General features: G+C 71.8%; 20 protein-coding genes. 13 read left to right on the forward strand and 7 right to left on the reverse strand.

The features are described 5' to 3' along the window. Nucleotides 1–18: 18 nt before the first annotated feature. The 12 genes from hemE to EDF48_RS14710 all read left to right on the forward strand — a co-directional run bounded on the left by hemE (nt 19) and on the right by EDF48_RS14710 (nt 10,208). On the forward strand, nt 19–1,134 hold the full coding sequence (gene hemE / locus EDF48_RS14655; protein WP_131880872.1) for a uroporphyrinogen decarboxylase: 1,116 nt from the start codon (nt 19–21) through the stop codon (nt 1,132–1,134). Further along, nucleotides 1,131–2,471 carry an FAD-dependent oxidoreductase gene (locus EDF48_RS14660; RefSeq protein WP_131880874.1) on the forward strand — a complete coding sequence of 447 codons (1,341 nt, stop codon included), beginning with the start codon at nt 1,131–1,133 and terminating at the stop codon, nt 2,469–2,471. Before hemE ends, EDF48_RS14660 begins: the two co-directional genes overlap by 4 nt. Nucleotides 2,472–2,571: 100 nt before the next feature. Continuing rightward, nucleotides 2,572–2,826 (forward strand): hypothetical protein, encoded by a 255-nt coding sequence (locus EDF48_RS14665; RefSeq protein ID WP_017887727.1) that lies wholly within the window; start codon nt 2,572–2,574, stop codon nt 2,824–2,826. Continuing rightward, nucleotides 2,823–3,281, forward strand: a complete 459-nt coding sequence (locus EDF48_RS14670) for a phage holin family protein (RefSeq protein WP_111083766.1) — start codon at nt 2,823–2,825, stop codon at nt 3,279–3,281. Before EDF48_RS14665 ends, EDF48_RS14670 begins: the two co-directional genes overlap by 4 nt. Before the next feature lie 32 nt (nt 3,282–3,313). Next, a complete protein-coding gene (locus EDF48_RS14675) occupies nt 3,314–3,544 on the forward strand; it encodes a DUF3618 domain-containing protein (RefSeq protein WP_111083767.1) in 231 nt (76 codons plus the stop codon). A 67-nt stretch (nt 3,545–3,611) separates the two neighbouring features. Continuing rightward, nucleotides 3,612–4,355: a hydrogen peroxide-dependent heme synthase gene (gene hemQ / locus EDF48_RS14680; RefSeq protein ID WP_207906622.1), complete on the forward strand. Its 744-nt coding sequence runs from the start codon at nt 3,612–3,614 to the stop codon at nt 4,353–4,355. Next, complete coding sequence (locus tag EDF48_RS14685) at nt 4,352–5,587, forward strand: ferrochelatase (protein ID WP_123294509.1); 1,236 nt, start codon at nt 4,352–4,354, stop codon at nt 5,585–5,587. Before hemQ ends, EDF48_RS14685 begins: the two co-directional genes overlap by 4 nt. After that, nucleotides 5,584–6,543: a hydroxymethylbilane synthase gene (hemC, locus tag EDF48_RS14690; RefSeq protein WP_131880877.1), complete on the forward strand. Its 960-nt coding sequence runs from the start codon at nt 5,584–5,586 to the stop codon at nt 6,541–6,543. Before EDF48_RS14685 ends, hemC begins: the two co-directional genes overlap by 4 nt. Nucleotides 6,544–6,578: 35 nt before the next feature. Next, entirely contained in the window at nt 6,579–7,295 is a 717-nt protein-coding gene (locus EDF48_RS14695; RefSeq protein ID WP_279388047.1) for a uroporphyrinogen-III synthase, read from the forward strand. Continuing rightward, the gene (hemB, locus tag EDF48_RS14700) at nt 7,292–8,347 is read left to right on the forward strand and encodes a porphobilinogen synthase (protein WP_279388036.1); all 1,056 of its coding nucleotides are present in this window, start codon (nt 7,292–7,294) and stop codon (nt 8,345–8,347) included. Before EDF48_RS14695 ends, hemB begins: the two co-directional genes overlap by 4 nt. After that, nucleotides 8,344–9,675 carry a glutamate-1-semialdehyde 2,1-aminomutase gene (hemL, locus tag EDF48_RS14705; protein WP_131880881.1) on the forward strand — a complete coding sequence of 444 codons (1,332 nt, stop codon included), beginning with the start codon at nt 8,344–8,346 and terminating at the stop codon, nt 9,673–9,675. The genes hemB and hemL overlap by 4 nt, the downstream gene beginning before the upstream one ends. Nucleotides 9,676–9,743: 68 nt before the next feature. Continuing rightward, a complete protein-coding gene (locus tag EDF48_RS14710) occupies nt 9,744–10,208 on the forward strand; it encodes a DIP1984 family protein (protein ID WP_123339224.1) in 465 nt (154 codons plus the stop codon). A gap of 226 nt (nt 10,209–10,434) precedes the next feature. Here EDF48_RS14710 and EDF48_RS14715 read toward each other — a convergent pair whose 3' ends face one another. The 5 genes from EDF48_RS14715 to EDF48_RS14735 form a co-directional block, all read right to left on the reverse strand. After that, nucleotides 10,435–11,028, reverse strand: a complete 594-nt coding sequence (locus EDF48_RS14715) for a hypothetical protein (protein WP_111083775.1) — start codon at nt 11,026–11,028, stop codon at nt 10,435–10,437. Nucleotides 11,029–11,170: 142 nt separating this feature from the next. Further along, entirely contained in the window at nt 11,171–12,022 is an 852-nt protein-coding gene (locus EDF48_RS14720; protein ID WP_347812852.1) for an ATP-binding cassette domain-containing protein, read from the reverse strand. A 19-nt stretch (nt 12,023–12,041) separates the two neighbouring features. Further along, a complete protein-coding gene (locus EDF48_RS14725) occupies nt 12,042–12,749 on the reverse strand; it encodes a GntR family transcriptional regulator (RefSeq protein WP_131880883.1) in 708 nt (235 codons plus the stop codon). Nucleotides 12,750–12,837: 88 nt separating this feature from the next. Continuing rightward, nucleotides 12,838–13,815 (reverse strand): MDR family oxidoreductase, encoded by a 978-nt coding sequence (locus EDF48_RS14730; RefSeq protein WP_131880885.1) that lies wholly within the window; start codon nt 13,813–13,815, stop codon nt 12,838–12,840. A gap of 142 nt (nt 13,816–13,957) precedes the next feature. After that, on the reverse strand, nt 13,958–14,986 hold the full coding sequence (locus EDF48_RS14735; protein WP_111083779.1) for a 6-phosphofructokinase: 1,029 nt from the start codon (nt 14,984–14,986) through the stop codon (nt 13,958–13,960). 88 nt (nt 14,987–15,074) lie between these two features. Between EDF48_RS14735 and EDF48_RS14740 the strand changes: the two genes are divergently transcribed. After that, nucleotides 15,075–16,088 carry a DNA-3-methyladenine glycosylase 2 family protein gene (locus tag EDF48_RS14740; protein ID WP_243698117.1) on the forward strand — a complete coding sequence of 338 codons (1,014 nt, stop codon included), beginning with the start codon at nt 15,075–15,077 and terminating at the stop codon, nt 16,086–16,088. 96 nt (nt 16,089–16,184) lie between these two features. Here EDF48_RS14740 and EDF48_RS14745 read toward each other — a convergent pair whose 3' ends face one another. Together EDF48_RS14745 and EDF48_RS14750 are read right to left on the reverse strand one after the other, a co-directional pair. Beyond that, nucleotides 16,185–17,042 carry an NAD-dependent epimerase/dehydratase family protein gene (locus EDF48_RS14745; protein WP_131880887.1) on the reverse strand — a complete coding sequence of 286 codons (858 nt, stop codon included), beginning with the start codon at nt 17,040–17,042 and terminating at the stop codon, nt 16,185–16,187. Between the two features lie 71 nt (nt 17,043–17,113). After that, a complete protein-coding gene (locus tag EDF48_RS14750) occupies nt 17,114–18,124 on the reverse strand; it encodes a TerC family protein (protein ID WP_123294520.1) in 1,011 nt (336 codons plus the stop codon). Nucleotides 18,125–18,198 lie beyond the last annotated feature (74 nt).

Genomic DNA, 18,198 nt, shown 5'->3' on the forward strand with positions numbered 1-18,198 from the left:
CGATGGGACAATCATCCGGTGACCGACGCGACGACCACATCCCTCCCCGACTCCCACCCCCTGGCATCAGGGCGGACGAGCGGGTCCCGCCTCGTCCGGGCCCTGCGGGGTGACCGTCCGGAGACGCTGCCGGTGTGGTTCATGCGGCAGGCCGGTCGGTCGTTGCCCGAGTACCGCGAGCTCCGGGTGGGCACGGCCATGCTCGACGCGTGCCTCGACCCCGAGATGGCGTCGGAGATCACGCTGCAGCCCGTCCGCCGGCACGGGGTGGACGCCGGCATCTTCTTCAGCGACATCGTCGTGCCGATCAAGCTCGCGGGCGTGGACGTCGAGATCGTCCCCGGTCGCGGCCCCGTGCTCGGCTCGCCGATCCGCACCGCGGCGGACGTCGACGCCCTCGAGCCGCTGGACCCGGCGGCCCTCGAGCCGATCCGGCAGGCGGTCGCCCGCACGGTCGAGCAGCTCGGCGACACCCCGCTGATCGGATTCGCAGGCGCACCCTTCACGCTCGCCGCGTACCTGGTCGAGGGCGGCCCGTCGAAGGACCACATCCGCGCACGGACCCTCATGCACGCGGAGCCGGAGACCTGGTCGCGGCTGCTGGCCTGGGCGGCCGAGGTGTCGGGGGCGTTCCTCCGGGCCCAGGTGCTCGCCGGGGCCTCGGCCGCACAGCTCTTCGACTCGTGGGTCGGGTCCCTGTCGCGCGCCGACTACGTCCGGTACGTCGCACCGCACTCGGCGCAGGCGCTGTCCCACGTGACCGACCTGGGCGTGCCGCGCATCCACTTCGGTGTCGGCAGCGGCGAGGTCCTCGCCGACATGACCACGCTCGGCACCGACACGGTCGGCGTCGACGCGGTCGGGGTCGACTGGCGGCTCCCGCTCGACGAGGCCGTCCGCCGCGTCGGTACCGGCGTCAGCGTGCAGGGCAACATCGACCCGGCGATGCTCGCGGCCCCGTGGGAGGTCCTCGAAGCGCACGTGCGCGAGGTCGTCCGCCGCGGTGGCGCCGCCCGCGCCCACGTCGTGAACCTCGGCCACGGTGTGCCGCCCGAGACCGACCCGACGGTGTTGACGCGCGTCGTCGAGCTGGTCCACTCGCTCGGTGACGGGACTGATGGAGCTGCCGCGTGACCGACGTCGTCGTGGTCGGCGGCGGGATCGCCGGACTCGTCACGGCCCGTGACCTGGCGAAGGGCGGCGCGGACGTCGTGCTCGTCGAGTCGTCCGGCGTGCTGGGCGGCATGATCCGGCGGCACACGGTCGGCGGCCTCGACCTCGACATGGCAGCGGACTCGTTCGCGACCCGCACGGACGCCGTCGGCCGCCTGGCGATCGAACTCGGGCTCGGCAACGACGTCGTCGCCCCGGACCCGCGCGGTGCCTGGTTGATGACCCGTGACGGCCGGACGTCGCCGATCCCCGCGACGGGGCTCCTCGGCATCCCGAGCACCCCGATGGCCGCCGACGTGCTCGCCGTGGTCGGGCAGAAGGGCGGGCTCCGTGCACAGATGGACTCGCTGCTGCCCGGACCGGTCGGCGCCAAGGCGGAGTCCCTGGGTGAACTCGTCCGGCGGCGCATGGGGGAGCGGGTCCTCGACGACCTGGTCGTCCCGATCGCCGGCGGGGTGCACTCCACCCACCCGGACCAGCTCGACCCGGAGCGGGTGGCTCCCGGCCTCCGTGCGGCACTGCTCCGCGAGGGCTCGCTGGCCCGCGCGGTCCTGGCACTCCGGGCCCGCGCGGCCGCCGGTACCCCGGTGCAGGGGATCCGCGGCGGGATCGTCCGGCTCGTGGACGAACTCGTCGCCGACATGGAGACCTACCGCGTCGACATCCGGCTGCACACCCGGGCGACGCGGATCGAGGCGCACGCGGTCGAGGTCGTCTCCGCCGACGGCACGGTCGAACGCCTGCCCGCGCAGCACACCCTGTCGTCGGTGCCCGATCCCGAGCGCACCGCGGCGCCGGACCGGACCGGGATCGAGCTCGTCACGCTCGTCGTCGACCAGCCCGAGCTCGACGCAGCCCCCCGCGGGACCGGGATGCTCGTGCACCCGGACGCGCAGGCCGTGTCGGCGAAGGCCCTGACGCACGCGACGGTGAAGTGGCCGTGGCTCGCCGAGGCGGCTGCCGGCCGCCACGTGCTGCGTCTGAGCTACGCGACGCCCGCCGACGCGACCAGCGCACCGGGCGCGAGCGGTCCCGACGACGCGGCCACGAGCCTCCCGGTCGACCCGGACGGACCCGTCGGCACCCGAGCGCTGCACGACGCGGCCACGCTGCTCGGCGTCCCCCTGACGGCGACGCAGGTCGCGGGCGCTGCGCGCGTCCGCTGGCACGGTCCGGACCTGACCGCTGCCGGGCTGGCCGAGGGGGTCGTCGGCATCGGCGAGGCCAGCTCCGGACGTGGCCTGGCCGGGATCACCGCGGCCGCCCGCACCGCCGCTGGACAGATCCTGGATTCCTGAGCGGACCCCAGACCGCCCGGGGGCTACTGTTGGTGAGACCGTCGGACGTATTCCGTTCGGCGCATGACCACCGCACACTGAACCAACGGAGGAATCGCACATGCGCGGAAAGCTCCTGTTCGTCGCCGGCGCCGCACTCGGGTACGTCCTGGGATCGCGAGCCGGACGGGCGCGGTACGAGCAGATCAAGACCGTCAGCGGCAAGGTCTGGAACAGCAACGGCGTCCAGAAGGGCGTGCACGTCGCCGAGGACTTCATCGCCGACAAGACCCCGGACGTCGCCGAGTTCATCGGTGAGACGACCAAGAAGGCCGTCCGCAAGGTCGGCCAGAAGAAGGACACCACCACCTCATGACCGACACCCGCGACCGCAAGTCGCGTTCGCTGTTCGGTCTGGTGGGCGACGTCCCGAAGCTCGTCAAGGGCCTGGTCAAGGGTGAGATCGACCTGCTCAAGGCCGAGATGCTCACGAAGGCCAAGATCTTCGGGCTCGCCGCGGGGCTGCTGGTCGGTGCACTCGTCATCGTGCTCTACGCGATCGGCGTGCTCCTGACCGCCGCCGTGATGGGCCTGGCGACCGTGATGCCGGCCTGGCTCGCAGCGATCGTGATCGCCGTGGTGATGCTGATCGTCGCCGCCATCCTCGGGTGGATCGGCTGGAAGCGCCTGAAGAAGGGCCTCCCGATCACGCCGAAGCGCACGATCGACAGCGTCAAGAACGACATCAACGCGGTGAAGGGGATGGGCAAGAAGCCCACTCCGCCGAGCCAGTACGGCAGCCGCAAGCCGGACGTCGGCGGCCGGTTCTGAGCCCCGACAGCCGCACCACCGACGGAGGAACCGTGACCGATCCGCACGACGATCTCGCAGACCGCGTCGCCGCGACCCGCGCCCAGCTGTTCGACACCCTCGACGCGATCGAGGACAAGCTCAACGTGCCGAAGCAGATCGGCATCGCGGCGTCGAAGGTCAAGCGCGGCATCGACGAGAAGCCGGTCCCGTACCTGGCCGGCCTCGCAGCCGGAGTAGCGGTGGTCGGGGGTATCGTCGTGATGGTGCTCCGACGGCGGTAGACCGCCCGAGCGCGGTCCACCGGGTGCGGGGCGGCCACAACCCTGGCAACCGATAGGACAAGGACCCATGAGTTCCGACGCGCCCGCTCCTGCATCCGCGCACACCTCTCCGCACGAGACCGACCCCGCGACGGGGATCGATCCCAACCTCATGACGGCGTACGCCCTCTGGGCCGTGTTCCGCAGGCCACTCGGCCCGGTCCACCGCGTCGGTGGCGACGCCGTGGCCGAGCTCGACGCCGTGGTCGCGTCCGCTGCCGAGCGCGGGGTGACCGTCCGTGGCTTCTACGACGTCTCCGGCTTCCGCGCCGACGCCGACGTCATGATCTGGCTGCACGGCGACGACGCGCAGGTCATCCAGGCCGTGCTGCGCGAGATCCGCCGCACCGGGCTGTTCCAGGACACCGAACCGGTGTGGCACGTGATGGCGATGCACCGCGAAGCCGAGTTCAACAAGCGGCACACGCCCGCGTTCCTGCGTGGCAAGGACCCCGAGGCGTGGATCACGGTGTACCCCTTCGTCCGTTCCTTCGAGTGGTACCTGCTGCCTGAAGACGAGCGCTCGAAGATGCTGCGCGACCACGGGATCGCCGGCGCCAAGTACCGCCGCGTCCTGACGAACACCATCGCCACCTTCGCCCTGAGCGACTACGAGTGGATCCTGCCGCTCGAGAGCCCTGAGCTCGTCGACCTCGTCGACCTCATGCGCGACCTGCGTGCCACCGAGGCCCGTCTGCACGTGCGCGAAGAGGTCCCCTTCTTCACGGGTCGTCGCGTGACGACCGCCGAACTCCCGGAGGTGCTGTCATGACCGACACCAGCCTGATCACGAACGGTCAGCCCGTCCTCGCCGCCACCCCCGCGGCCGCTTCCGGCCCGGAGCACGTCGAGGTCCCGACCGCGTACGACGCGATCCTGCTCGCCGGCTTCGGTGGCCCCGAGGGCCAGGACGACGTCATCCCCTTCCTGCGCAACGTCACCCGCGGCCGCGGCATCCCCGACGAGCGTCTGGAGGAGGTCGCGCACCACTACCGGCACTTCGGCGGCGTGAGCCCGATCAACGCGCAGAACCGCGCGTTGAAGGCGGCGCTCGAGGCCGAGTTGGCCTCGCGCGGCATCGACATGCCGGTGCTCTGGGGCAACCGCAACTGGGAGCCCTACCTGGAAGGCGCCTTCACCGAGGCCGCCGACAAGGGCTACAACAAGCTCATCGCGATCGCCACGAGCGCCTACTCGTCGTTCTCGAGCTGCCGCCAGTACCGCGAGGACTACGCGCGCGTGCTCGACGAGACCGGTCTGCTCGGCACCATCGAGATCGACAAGATCCGGCAGTTCTTCGACCACCCCGGCTTCGTCCGCCCGTTCGTCGACGGCGTCCGTGACGGCATGGCGAAGGCCATCGCCGAGAACGACGGCCTCGACGTCGCGACCGAGCTGCACGTGCTGTTCTCGACCCACTCGATCCCGTCGACCGACGCTGCGAAGTCCGGCCCGGACTACCGCGGCTTCGACGAGCACGGCGCCTACGAGGCCCAGCACCTCGCCGTCGCGCAGGTCGTCCTCGACCAGGCCTGGGCGGAGCTGCTCGAGCAGCCCGAGCACGCGCACCTGCAGGGCACGTCCAAGCCCGCGTGGAAGCTCGTCTACCAGTCGCGCTCCGGCCCCCCGACGCAGCCGTGGCTCGAGCCCGACATCAACGACTACATGAACGAGGAGCTCAAGGGCGGCTCGACCCGCGCCGTGCTCATCGTCCCGCTCGGTTTCGTGAGCGACCACATGGAGGTCATGTGGGACCTCGACGAGGAAGCCACCGAGACCGCGCAGGAGCTCGGCTTCTGGTCGGTCCGCACGCAGACCCCCGGTGTCGACCCGGCCTACGTCTCCGGTCTCGTCGACCTGGTGCTCGAGCGCGTCAACGGCACCCCCACCAGCGAGCGTCCGCACCTGACCGACATCGGCCCCTGGTACGACGTCTGCCGCCCGGGTTGCTGCGAGAACGTCCGCGCCGGCTTCAAGCCCGCCGCCGCTGGCGTCGCTCCGTGACCGACGCACCGACCCCGATCCGGCTGGGCACCCGCGCCAGCCGGCTCGCGGTCGCGCAGTCGCAGGACGTCGCCGACCGCCTGGCAGCGGCGTCCGGTCGCCCGGTCGAGCTCGTCACCGTCACGAGCGAGGGCGACACGAACCGCGCCTCGCTCGCGTCGCTGGGGGGCACGGGTGTGTTCGCCAGCGCCCTGCGTGAAGCCCTGGTCGCCGGCGAGGTCGACGTCCTGGTGCACTCGCTCAAGGACCTGCCGACCGCGCCGTACCCGGGCCTGACGATCGCTGCCGTACCGAAGCGTGCCGACGCCCGCGACGTCCTCGTGGCGCGGAACGGCGCGACCGTCGAGAGCCTGCCCGAGGGTGCGAAGGTCGGCACGGGCTCACCGCGTCGCGTCGCGCAGCTCAAGGCGAAGCGCCCCGACCTGGACGTCATCGACATCCGCGGCAACATCGACACCCGGCTCGGTCGCGTCGACGACGACCTCGACGCCGTCGTGCTCGCCGCCGCCGGGCTCACCCGCATCGACCGCCTGTCGGCCGCCACCGAACTGCTCGACCTCGGCTTCTGGCCGAGTGCTCCGGGGCAGGGCGCGCTGGCGATCGAGACCCGTGCTGCTGAGACCGACACGAACCTGCTCGCCGCGCTGCGCAAGATCGAGCACGCCCCGACCCGCCTGACGGTGTCGGCCGAGCGCGAGGTCCTGGCGAAGCTCGAGGCCGGCTGTTCCGCCCCGATCGGTGCGACCGCGGTCGTGGACGCCGAGCTCCTGCTCGTCTCCGCCACCGTCTACAGCCCCGACGGCGCCGAGTACCGCACGGCGTCGCACGCGGCCGTGCTCGAGGGATCCGCGCAGGACCGTCTCGCCGAAGCACTCGAGGTCGGTGGCCGCGTGGCCGCCGAGCTGCTCGAGAACGGTGCCGGCGACCTGGCGGACCTCACCGACTCGGTGAAGTAGAGCCCGTCACGGACACGCCCGCTCCCGTCGTCGTCATCCCCCGGGGTGGCGCGTGGGGCGAGCGCGTCGCGACGGCGGCTCGGCAGCGCGGGCTCGACCCGCGGGTCGTCCCCCTCATCACGACCGAGCCGCCGCTCGACTGCGGCCCGCTCGACCGTGCCGTCGCCCGCGTGGCCGGGTACGCGTGGGTGGTGGTGACCAGTGCGACGGCCGTGACGGTGCTCGCAGAACGCGTGGCGGGCCTCCCGTCCGGTGTCCGCGTTGCGGCGGTCGGTGAGCCGACCGCCCGTGCCGCGCGTGCTGCGGGCTGGGTCGTCGACCTCGTGCCGGAGCAGGCCTCGGCCGCTGCCCTCGTCGACGCGCTGCCGGACACCGACGGCACCGTGCTCTTCCCGCGCTCCGAGATCGCCGCGCCGACCCTCGTCGACGGACTGCGGGCCCGCGGCATCGACGTGGACGACGTGGTCGCGTACCGTACCGTGGGGACCGGCGACGAGCCGATCACCCTCGACGCGGTGCCCGACGCGGTGCTCGTGACGAGCGGCAGCGTCGCCCGCGAGATCGCCCGCCGGATGGCCCCGCTCGACCCCCGCACCCTCGTGGCCTGCATCGGCCCCGGAACCGCCGCCGACGCGCGCGCGGCCGGACTGCCGGTCCACGTCGTCGGACCCACCCGGTCCGCAGAAGCCCTGCTCGACGCCGTCGTCGAAGCCCTGAACCCCACCGTCCCCGAACAGGAAGGCCACCCGTGACCGGCCGTTTCCCCCAGGTCCGCCCCCGTCGACTCCGCGCCACCCCCGCGATGCGACGGCTCGTCGCCGAGACCCGGCTGCACCCAGCCGAACTCGTGCTGCCGATGTTCATCCGCGAAGGCGCCACCGACGCCGTCGACATCTCGAGCATGCCGGGCGTGCAGCAGCACTCGCTCGACTCGTTCCGTCGCGCCCTGGTGTCGGCTGCGGAGGTCGGGATCGGCGGCGTGAACCTGTTCGGTGTCCCGACCACGAAGGACGCCACCGGTTCCGGCGCGACCGACCCGGACGGCATCCTCAACGTGGCCATCCGCGTGGCGAAGGAAGAGGTCGGTGACGACCTGGTCGTGCAGTCCGACCTGTGCCTCGACGAGTTCACCGACCACGGCCACTGCGGCGTCCTGGCGGCGGACGGCTCCGTCGACAACGACGCGACCCTGCTGCGGTATCGCGACATGGCGGTCGCGCAGGCAGAGGCCGGCGCCGAACTGGTGTGCCTGAGCGGCATGATGGACGGCCAGATCGCCGCCGCGCGTGACGCGCTCGACGTCGCCGGGCACACCGGCACCGCGCTGCTGGCCTACGCGGCCAAGTACGCCTCCGCCTTCTACGGCCCCTTCCGCGAGGCCGTGTCGTCGTCGCTCGTCGGCGACCGGCGGACCTACCAGATCGACGCCGCCAACGGTCGACAGGGGCTGCGCGAGGTCGCGCTCGACGTCGACGAGGGTGCCGACGTCGTCATGGTGAAGCCGGCGATGAGCTACCTCGACGTGCTCGCCGAGACCGCTGCGACGTCGCCCGTGCCGGTCTGGGCCTACCAGATCTCCGGCGAGTACGCGATGATCACGGCAGCCGCGCAGAACGGCTGGATCGACCGTGACGCCGCCGCGATGGAGTCGCTCATCGGCATCAAGCGTGCCGGCGCCGACGCGATCCTGACCTACTTCGCCGTCGACATCGCGCGGAAGCTCAACCAGGAGGCCGGTCTCCGCACCTCCGGCACCACCGCCGCAGTCGCCGGCATCGCCTCGACCGGGAAGGCCCCCGAATGACCACGAACGACCAGCTGTTCGGCCGCGCCAAGAACGCGATCCCCGGCGGCGTGAACTCGCCCGTCCGTGCCTACGGATCGGTGGGCGGCACCCCGCGCTTCCTGGTGTCGGCGAAGGGCGCGTACGTCACCGACGCCGAGGGACGCGAGTACGTCGACCTCGTGGCGTCGTGGGGACCCGCGATCCTCGGACACGCGCACCCCGGCACCGTCGAGGCCGTGCAGCAGGCCGCCGCGCGCGGACTGTCCTTCGGCGCCTCGACCCCGGGCGAGACCGAGCTCGCCGAGCTCGTGAAGCAGCGGGTGTCGGTCGACGGCGACGGCCCCATCGAGAAGCTCCGCATGGTGTCGACCGGCACCGAGGCCACGATGACGGCGATCCGGTTGGCCCGCGGCTACACCGGCCGCGACCTGCTCGTGAAGTTCGCCGGGCACTACCACGGGCACTCCGACTCCCTGCTCGCCGAGGCCGGATCGGGTGTCGCCACCCTGGCCCTGCCGGGCAGCGCGGGCATCACCGAGGAGACCGCGGCGCAGACCCTGGTGCTGCCGTACAACGACCTCGACGCCGTCCGCCGCGCGTTCGACGAGCACTCCGAGCGCATCGCCGGCGTCATCGTCGAGGCCGCCGCGGCGAACATGGGCGTGCTCGCTCCCGAGCGCGGGTTCAACCGCGCGCTCGCGCAGATCGTGCAGGCGCACGGTGCGCTGCTCATCGTCGACGAGGTCCTGACCGGGTTCCGCGTCGGGTCGGCCGGCTGGTGGGGCCTCGAGGCGTCGAAGGTCGTCCCCGACGGCGCCGGGTGGAAGCCCGACCTGATCACGTTCGGCAAGGTCATCGGTGGCGGCATGCCCCTCGCCGCGCTCGGCGGCCGACGCGATGTCATGGACTTCCTCGCCCCGCTCGGCCCCGTGTACCAAGCGGGCACCCTGTCCGGCAACCCGCTCGCGGTCGCCGCCGGCATCGCCACGCTCCGGGCCGCGACGCCGTCGGTGTACGAGTCGCTGAACCGCACGGCCTCGGTCATCTCCGCGGCCACGTCGGACGCGCTGTCGGCCGAAGGCGTCGCCCACACCGTGCAGCGCGCCGGCAACCTGTTCTCGTTCGCCTTCACGGACACCGCACCGCGGAACTACGACGACGTGCGGGCACAGGACGTCTTCCGGTACGCGCCGTTCTTCCACGCGATGCTCGACGCCGGCGTGACCCTGCCGCCGAGCGTGTTCGAGGCGTGGTTCGTCACGGCCGCCCACGACGAGCGGGCCGTCGGACGGATCCTCGACGCGCTGCCCGCCGCGGCGAAGGCAGCGGCCGCCGCGACTGCGTAGGCAGTAGCCGCGGCGGCGGCGTAGGGGTCGGTGCTCCGTGCCGGAGCCTCGGCTGGTTGACTGGCCACATGCAACTCGCCGAGGCACTCATCGAGCGCGCCGACCTGCAGAAGCGCATCGAGCAACTGCGCGGCCGCATCGCCGCGAACGCCCGCTACCAAGAGGGCGAGGAGCCCGACGAGGACGCCCGCGAGCTCCTCGCCGAGGCCGAACGGTCGATCGACGCGCTCGAGGTCCTGCTCGCCCGCATCAACGCGACGAACGCCAGCACCACCGTGGCGTCCGGGCAGACCGTCACCGCACTGCTTGCCCGACGCGATGCCCTGCGGCTGCGGCACGCGCTCGTCACCGGAGCGGCGGACGCCACGGCCGGCACGAACGGCGGCTACCGACAGCTCCGCAGTGAACTCCGCACGTTCGCCGCGCTGCCGACCGCCGAGCTCCGGTCGCGGGCCGACGCCCTGGCGAAGGAGATCCGCGAACTCGACGCGGTCGTCCAGCGCACCAACTGGGAGGTCACCCTGGTCGACTGAGCAGCGGGCGGTGCGTCGGTAGGCGGACCGGGGCGGGTACGGACCCGACGACCGGCGGGCAACCCGGTCACCTGTCGGCGCAGTGGGCAGCGCCATGGCGAGAGCCGTGCACATCGCAGCCCAGCACGTCGCACCAGGTACGGTGCACACCGCACCACGCACAACCGCGTACCGACCGGACCGACGAGGGCGGGACAGGGGACAGCACCGCCCCACCCTCGACGGGTCAGGAGCAGTCGGCCTTGGTGAAGGTCGTGTCGAGCGTCTTCGAGGTGCCGTCGAACGCGTAGGTGTACCGCATGTCGACGCCCTCGTCGAGGAGGTCCTTCGTGTCGCTGTTCGAGCAGAGCGTCGGGCCGACCGAGTCGCGGATGGCGCTCTCGGTGATCGACGCCGGGTCGACGCTGGACGACACCGTGTAGTCGTAGTGGATCGCGTTGCCCTCGGCCTCGACGCCCGTCCACGACGTCACCGAGTCGACCTGCTTCGGCAGGTCGCTCTGCTCGCGGATCTGCACGACGGCCTTCGAGACCTTCTCCTCCGTCGAGTCGCTGAACGCGGCGGTGAGCGCCTGGCGGACCAGGAACGCGACGACCACGGCGACGACGACGCCGAGCAGCGAGATCAGGACGCGCTTGCCACGGGACTGCTTGGGCGGCGGGGCGTACGGAGCGCCGGCGGGAGCTGGCTGCGCGTACGGCTGCTGGCCGGGCTGCTGCTGCGCCCAGGGCTGCTGGCCCGGCTGCTGCGGACCGGGCTGCTGCGGGCCGGCGTTCGGCTGCGGCTCGGACCCCGGGTAGGGCGGCGGCGTGTTCGTCATGGTGTTCCCCCTCGTTGCGGTGCGCGGCCTGACACCGTCATCCGGCATCGGGTCCCTCCCCGAAACGGGCCGCGGACACCTGAGCAACCATCCAAGCACAGGCCGGAGCGCCGCAACGCGCCTGTCCGGCCCCAGCGACGCGTCAGGCCGAACGGCGAGCTGCCCAGCGCCCCTCGGAGCGCAGGATCGCGAGCGGGAAGTCGAACGCGTGCGACACCGCCGACGACGTGATGACCTCGTCCGCCGTGCCCTGTGCCACCACGGCACCGTCACGGAGCAGCATCGCGTGCGAGGTCGACACCGGCAGGTCCTCGAGGTGGTGCGTGACCATGACGCTGCCGAGCTCGGGGTGTCGGTGCCGCAGCGCGTCGACGGTCTCGAGCAGGTGCTCGCGCGCGGCGACGTCGAGCCCGGTCGCCGGTTCGTCGAGCAGCAGCAACTGCGGCTCGGACATCAGCGCCCGGGCGATGAGGGTCCGTCCGCGTTCGCCCTGGGACAGCACGGGCCAGCGTGCGTCGCGTCGTGCGGCGAGCCCGACGTCGGCGATGTGCTGCTCGGCCAGTGCGACCTGCGCGGTCGTGGGCTCCCACCGCATCATGAGGTCGGTGGTGCCCGTCAGTCCCGTCAGCACCGTCTCGAGCACGGTGAGCGGGGAGAGCATCCGGTGCCGCGGGTCGACGTGGCCGATGTGCTCACGCAGCTCGCGGACGTCGACGCGTCCGAGGCGTCGGCCGAGCACCTCGACCGTGCCCGCCGTGGGGTGGCCCGTCGCCCCGAGCACCGCGAGCAGCGTCGACTTGCCGGCGCCGTTCGGTCCGAGGAGCGCCCAGTGCTCACCGCGGCGGACGGTCAGGTCGACGTCGTGCAGCAGGTCGCGGCCGGAGCGCGTCACACGGACGCCCTCGGCACGGAGCAGGACGCCCTCGGCACGGAGCAGGACGCCGTCGGCGCGGAACTGGGCGCCCGCGGCGCGGGACTGGTCGGTGTCGGTCACGACTCCATCGTGGCCGACGTCAGTGCCGTTCGGTGCCGTCCGCCAGCGCGCCGCCCTCGGCGACGAACGCGCGGGCCTGCACGGTGTGCTCCTCGACGGTGCTGCTGAGCGAACGGATCACCGCCGCCGCTGCCTCGCCGTCGCGCTTCGAGATCGCCGCGCGGAGCGGGTCGACGAAGTGCTTGACGTCCCAGAACATGCCGCTCTGGTGGGTCAGGGCGAGGAAGTTCGCGCGGGGCAGCAGCGAGGTCGACAGCTGGACCAGCAGGTCGTTGTCCGCTGCACCGATCAACTGGGTGACGACCGCGCCGACCTGTGTCGAGACGTCGCCGGCCCGCTCCTGCTCGGCGGCTGTGCGCAGGGCTTCCAGCGTGTCGACGAGGCGTGTGGCCGCAGCGTCGTCGAGCTTCGGGACGGCCCAGCGGGCGGCGAGCTCCGTGACGCCGGCGAGCACCTGGATGGTGTCGTCGAACTGCTTGGCGGTGGGCGACGCGACCCGGGTGTACCGGTTCGCCTCCATCTCGACCAAGCCGTAGTCGACGAGCTTGGCGATCGCCTCACGGATGGGCGTGCGACTGACACCGAGCCACTGGACCAGTTCGTCGTCGTTGAGCCGTTCGCCGGCCTGCAGCGTGCCGTCCTGGATCGCGGCCAACATCTTCTCGAGGACCACGTCGCGGAGCAGCTTGCGCGGCGAGTTCTCGACGGTCGACTTGGGTACCGGCATGACGGACTCCTCGTGTCACGGACGTTTGGTATCCAAACCCTAACGTGTCAATATGCAATCGTTTGCGGAATAACAGCATCCCAGAACATCAGCCACGCACGTCGACCACCGTGCGTCCGTGCACCCGACCGGCGACCACCTCGGCGCCGATCTCGATCGCCTGCTCCGGGGTGACGGTCCGGGTGACACCCGCCAGCAGCGCCGGGTCGAGGTCGGTCGCCAACCGCTCCCACGCCCGGTGCCGGAGTTCGGACGGGGCGTCCACCGAGTTGATGCCGAGCAGCGACACCGCACGCAGGATGAACGGCAGCACCGTCGTCGGCAGCGCGGAGTCCTGCGCGAGCCCGCACGCCGTGACGGCTCCACCCCACCGGGTGCCGGCCAGCACGTTCGCCAGGGTGGCCCCGCCGACGCTGTCCACGGCGCCGGCCCACGCGGCACGCTGCATCGGCTTGCCGGGCTCGGACAGGGCACCCCGGTCCACGACCTCGGTCGCGCCGAGGCGTCGGAGCGAGGCCTCGTTGGTGCTCCGGCCGGTCGACGCGGTCACCTCGTACCCGCGCGCGGCGAGCAGGGCGATCGCCACCGTCCCCACCCCGCCGGACGCACCCGTGACGAGCACCGGCCCGGCACCCGGTTCGACGAACCGTTCGAGCGCGAGCACGCTGAGCATCGCCGTGAACCCCGCCGTGCCGATCGCCGCCGCGAACGAGTCCTCGATCGCCTCGGGCAGGACCACGAGGGAACCGGACGGCACCACGGCGTGCTGCGCCCAACCACCGTGCCGGGTCTCGCCGAGCCCGGCACCGTTCAGCACGATGCGGTCGCCGATCGACACGTCGTGCACACCCGGTCCGAGCGCCGACACGGTCCCGACGACGTCGATGCCGGGCACGAGCGGGTCGACCCGCGCGACGCCGGGGTTCCTGGCGAGGGCGAGGCCGTCCTTGTAGTTGACGCTCGAGTACGTGACGTCGACGAGGGCTTCGCCCTCGGTCGGATCGGGCAGGTCGACGTCGGCGACGGTGGGCGGGGCTGAACTGGACACGACTACGGCGCGGGTCATGCGCCGGACGCTACCCCGGGCCTCCCGGCCAGCGGTCCGTTCTTTCCCAGAACGCGTGCGATCCCTGGCGGAACCGGGCGTACCGGGCCGGAAAAAACGACCAGGTACGCCCGAATCGGTCAGGTACGCGTGCAGCGAGCGCTCACCCAAACATGATGGCGGCTTCGTCGAAGCGCGCCTGCGGCACGGTCTTCAGCTCGCCGAGCGCCTCGTCGAACGAGACGTGCACGATGTCGGTGCCCTTCAAGGCGACCATCCGGCCCCATCGTTCCTCGACCACCGAGTCGATGGCCGCCAGGCCGAGCCGCGTCGACAGCACCCGGTCGTACGCGGTCGGCGTGCCACCGCGCTGGATGTGCCCGAGGGTCGTGGCGCGCGTCTCGATGCCCGTCATCTCCTCGATGAGCGGCGCGAGGCGCTCGCCGATGCCACCGAGCCGCGGACGCCCGAAGGCGTCGAGCCCGCGCTCGGTGTGCGCGTTGTCCTCGTGGTCGGGGACGAAGCCCTCGGCCACCACGACGAGCGGTGCGCGCCCGCGGTCGTAGGCGGCACGCACCCACTTCGCGATCTGCTCCATGCTCGTCTTCTGCTCCGGGATCAGGATCGCGTGCGCGCCCGCGGCCATGCCGGAGTGCAGGGCGATCCAGCCGACGTGCCGGCCCATGACCTCGGCGACCATGCAGCGGGAGTGCGACTCGCCGGTGGTGCGGAGGCGGTCCATCGCTTCCGTCGCGATCGCGACGGCGGTGTCGAAGCCGAACGTGTAGTCGGTGGCGCCCAGGTCGTTGTCGACCGTCTTCGGGACGCCGACGATCTTCAGCCCGGCGTCGGTCAGGCGCTTCGCCGCGGCGAGCGTGCCTTCGCCACCGATCGCGACGATGGCGTCGATGCCGTGGCGGTCCAGGGTCTTCGAGATGTTCTCGACGCCGCCGTTCGGGCCCTCGAAGGGGTTCGTGCGGCTGGTGCCGAGGATCGTGCCGCCCTGCTTGGCGATGCCCTGGATGTCCTTGCGGCCGAGCGGGACGATGTCGCCGTCGACGACGCCGCGCCAGCCGTCCCGGAACCCGACGAACTCGTGGCCGTGGATGGCGATGCCCTTGAGGACGATCGCGCGGATGACCGCGTTCAGACCGGGGCAGTCGCCTCCGGAGGTGAGGATGCCGATGCGCATGGGAACTCCGTCGTCGGGTGGTGCGGGTGGGGGTCGTGGGGGACTGCGACCATCATGACTGACGGTGGTTGCGCATTACCATCCCGGTGTGACCCTGCTCGACTCCGCCTCGTCGTCCGGTGACGCGTCCGGCGCGTCCGCTGGTGCGTCCGGTGACGCATCCGGTGCTCCTGGTGCGTCCGGCGATGCGTCTCGCGTCGACACCGTGTACCGACCGGGAGGCCCGGTGAACGTCACGTCGACCCTGCGGCCCCTGCAGCGCGGCTCCGGCGACCCCGCCTACAAGGTGGTCGGCTCGGTCGTGTGGCTCGCCCTGCGGACGCCCACCGGCCCCGCTGCCGTGGCGATCCGGCCGGCCGGCGACACCATCGCGGTCTCGGCGTGGGGCGACGGCGCTGCGTGGGCGGTCGAGCACGCGCCGGAGCTGCTCGGTCGCGGCGACGACTGGGACGGGTTCGACGTCTCCGGGCACGCGTTCCTCGCTGCCGCCCGACACCGGCAGCCCGGACTCCGGCTGCTCCGGACGAACACCGTCGTCGCGATGCTCGTGCCGGCGATCATGGAGCAGAAGGTGACCTCGCGGCAGGCGTGGGGCGCATGGCGGTACCTGCTCCGGCGGTACGGCACGCCCGCGCCGGGTCCCGCGCCGGACGGTCTCATCGTGCCGCCGACGGCCGACGAGTGGGCGCGGATCCCGAGCTGGGAGTGGCACAGGGCCGGCATCGAGCCCGGACGGTCGGCGACGGTGATGCGCGCGGTGCGTGTGGCTCCGGCGCTCGAACGGACGCTGACGCTCGGTCGCGGCGGTTCGGTCGTGTCGGCGCGGCTCCAGTCGATCCCCGGCATCGGGAAGTGGACGGCTGCCGAGACCGCGCAGCGCTCCCACGGCGACCCCGATTCGCCGAGCGTCGGGGACTTCCACGTCCCCGCGCTGGTCGGGTGGGCGCTGACCGGGGGACCGGTCGACGACGACGGGATGCTCGAGCTGCTCGAGCCGTGGCGGGGGCACCGGGAGCGGGTCGTGCGGCTGATCGGCGGCTCGGGGTTCCGGAAGCCGTCGTTCGGGCCGCGGCTCACGATCCAGGACCACCGCGGGCACTGAGCGGTCGCGCGCGGCCCGCTGCGGTCCGCACCTGTTTCGCGACACGACACCAGGTGATCACGTGGTGTCGTGTCGGAGAACCGGTGTCGCGCCGGGTCAGGGGTGGCGGACGCCCTCGCCGGCCAGCACGGCGCGGTAGCCCTCGCGGAACGTCGGGTACTGCGGCGCCCAGCCGGTGGACCGGAGCAGCGCGTTCGACAAGCGCTTGTCACCACCGGACTGCCGGGCACCGCCGTCACCGGTGACGGGCTCGGGAACGCCGAGCTCGTCGGCCAGGAACCGCAGCACGTCGTCGAGCCGGCTCGGTTCGTCGTCGGTGCCGAGGTACGTCGGCGCCGGGTCCTCCACGGTCGCCAGGTGCACGAGCGCGGCGGCGGCGTCGTCGCGGTGGATCCGGTTCGTGTGCGGCGAGGCACCCGGAGCCAACCGGGCCGAACCGGAGCGGACCTGGTCGATCAGACGCTCACGACCCGGACCGTACACCCCGGACAGGCGCACGAGCACGGCGTCGGGAGCACGGTCGCGCAGTAGTGCCTCGGCCTCGACCAGGACCTCGGCGGTCGGGGTCGCACCGTGCGCCGGGGTGTCCTCGGTGACCTCGCTGCCGTCGTCGACGTCGTACACCGCGGTCGACGACACCACGAGCAGGCGTGGATCGGCGTCCGAGGCGTCGATGCCGTCGAGCACGTTCCGCAGGCCGTCGACGTAGGTGGCGCGGTACTCGTCGACGTCACGGCTGCCCGCGGCGAAGGCCACGACGACGACGGAGGTGTCGGCGGGGATCTCGGGGACCTCGTGCCGCAGGTCGGCGCTGCGGCCGGTGATCGGGGCCGGGACCAGTTCGGCGCGGCGTCGGAGGCCGATCACGTGGTGTCCCTGGCACGCGAAGCGGAGACCGGCTTCGGTCCCGAGGTCGCCGCAGCCGGCGATCACGACGGTGTCGTTGTTGTGCACCCGTCGACCTTGGCACGGGCAGCTGGTGGACGTTCCCGCGCCCGGCCTGCTGCCGCTCAGAGCACCTTCCGTCAGTCCGAGGTACGAGCGGGTTCTTCGTCCTTCGCCTCGACGCCGTCGTGGCGCATCCGCACGACGCTGGCCAGGGTCGACAGCGCCATCGCGGCGATGATCACGATCAAGGAGACCCAGGTGTTGATCTCCGGCGCCCACTCGATGTGCTCGCCACCGTTCAGGAACGGCAGCTCGTTGTCGTGCAGTGCGTGCAGGACGAGCTTCACGCCGATGAACGCGAGGATCACCGCGATCCCGTACTTGAGGTAGACGAGCCGCTCCAGCAGCCCGCCGAGCAGGAAGTACAGCTGCCGCAGACCCATCAGGGCGAAGACGTTCGCGGTGAACACGATGAACGGGCTCTCGGTGATGCCGAAGATCGCCGGGATCGAGTCGAGTGCGAACAGCAGGTCGGTGGTGCCGATGGCGATCAGCACGATCAGCAGCGGGGTGAAGTGCCGCACGCCGTCGTGGGTGGTCCGGAACTTCATGCCGTCGAACGTGTCGGTGAGGCGCACCCGACGGCGGAGCAGCCGGACGATGAAGCTGTCCTTCTGGTCGTCGGCATCGTCCTCGCCGCGGAGCTGCTGGATCGCCGTCCAGATCAGCCAGGCGCCGAAGATGTAGAAGATCCATGAGAAGTTCTCGATGAGCTGGGCGCCGACGAGGATGAAGATGCCGCGCAGCACGAGCGCGATGATGATGCCGAGCATCAGCACCTCTTGCTGGATCTTCTTCGGCACCGAGAACCGCGCCATGATGATGACGAAGACGAACAGGTTGTCGATGCTCAGGCTGTACTCGGTGAGCCAACCAGCCAGGAACTCACCCGCCGAGTCGCCGCCCGCGAACACGAGCATCAGGACCGCGAAGACCAGCGCGAGCCCCACGTAGACGCCCACCCACGTCGCCGACTCGCGCAGCGTCGGCACGTGTGGCCGGCGCGCGACGATGAGCAGGTCGGCGAGCAGGATCGCGACGATCGCGATCAGCGAGCCGACTTCGAACACGACGGGGAGTTCGGGCATTGCGGCCTTCCTGGCTGCGGGGGATCGGGTGGATGAACAGCCTGACAGAGGTGGATGAACAGCCTGACAGATCC

The organism is Curtobacterium sp. PhB191 (assembly GCF_004346515.1).
Classification (GTDB): Bacteria; Actinomycetota; Actinomycetes; order Actinomycetales; family Microbacteriaceae; genus Curtobacterium.

Coding starts and splice junctions, on each gene's coding strand:
- EDF48_RS14735 (WP_111083779.1), bottom strand. CDS start 14,986: ATGCGCATCGGCATCCTCACCTCCGGAGGCGACTGCCCCGGTCTGAAC.
- EDF48_RS14725 (WP_131880883.1), bottom strand. CDS start 12,749: ATGCCGGTACCCAAGTCGACCGTCGAGAACTCGCCGCGCAAGCTGCTC.
- EDF48_RS14715 (WP_111083775.1), bottom strand. CDS start 11,028: ATGACGAACACGCCGCCGCCCTACCCGGGGTCCGAGCCGCAGCCGAAC.
- EDF48_RS14750 (WP_123294520.1), bottom strand. CDS start 18,124: ATGCCCGAACTCCCCGTCGTGTTCGAAGTCGGCTCGCTGATCGCGATC.
- EDF48_RS14665 (WP_017887727.1), top strand. CDS start 2,572: ATGCGCGGAAAGCTCCTGTTCGTCGCCGGCGCCGCACTCGGGTACGTC.
- EDF48_RS14730 (WP_131880885.1), bottom strand. CDS start 13,815: ATGACCCGCGCCGTAGTCGTGTCCAGTTCAGCCCCGCCCACCGTCGCC.
- EDF48_RS14685 (WP_123294509.1), top strand. CDS start 4,352: ATGACCGACACCAGCCTGATCACGAACGGTCAGCCCGTCCTCGCCGCC.
- EDF48_RS14710 (WP_123339224.1), top strand. CDS start 9,744: ATGCAACTCGCCGAGGCACTCATCGAGCGCGCCGACCTGCAGAAGCGC.
- hemL (WP_131880881.1), top strand. CDS start 8,344: ATGACCACGAACGACCAGCTGTTCGGCCGCGCCAAGAACGCGATCCCC.
- EDF48_RS14670 (WP_111083766.1), top strand. CDS start 2,823: ATGACCGACACCCGCGACCGCAAGTCGCGTTCGCTGTTCGGTCTGGTG.
- hemQ (WP_207906622.1), top strand. CDS start 3,612: ATGAGTTCCGACGCGCCCGCTCCTGCATCCGCGCACACCTCTCCGCAC.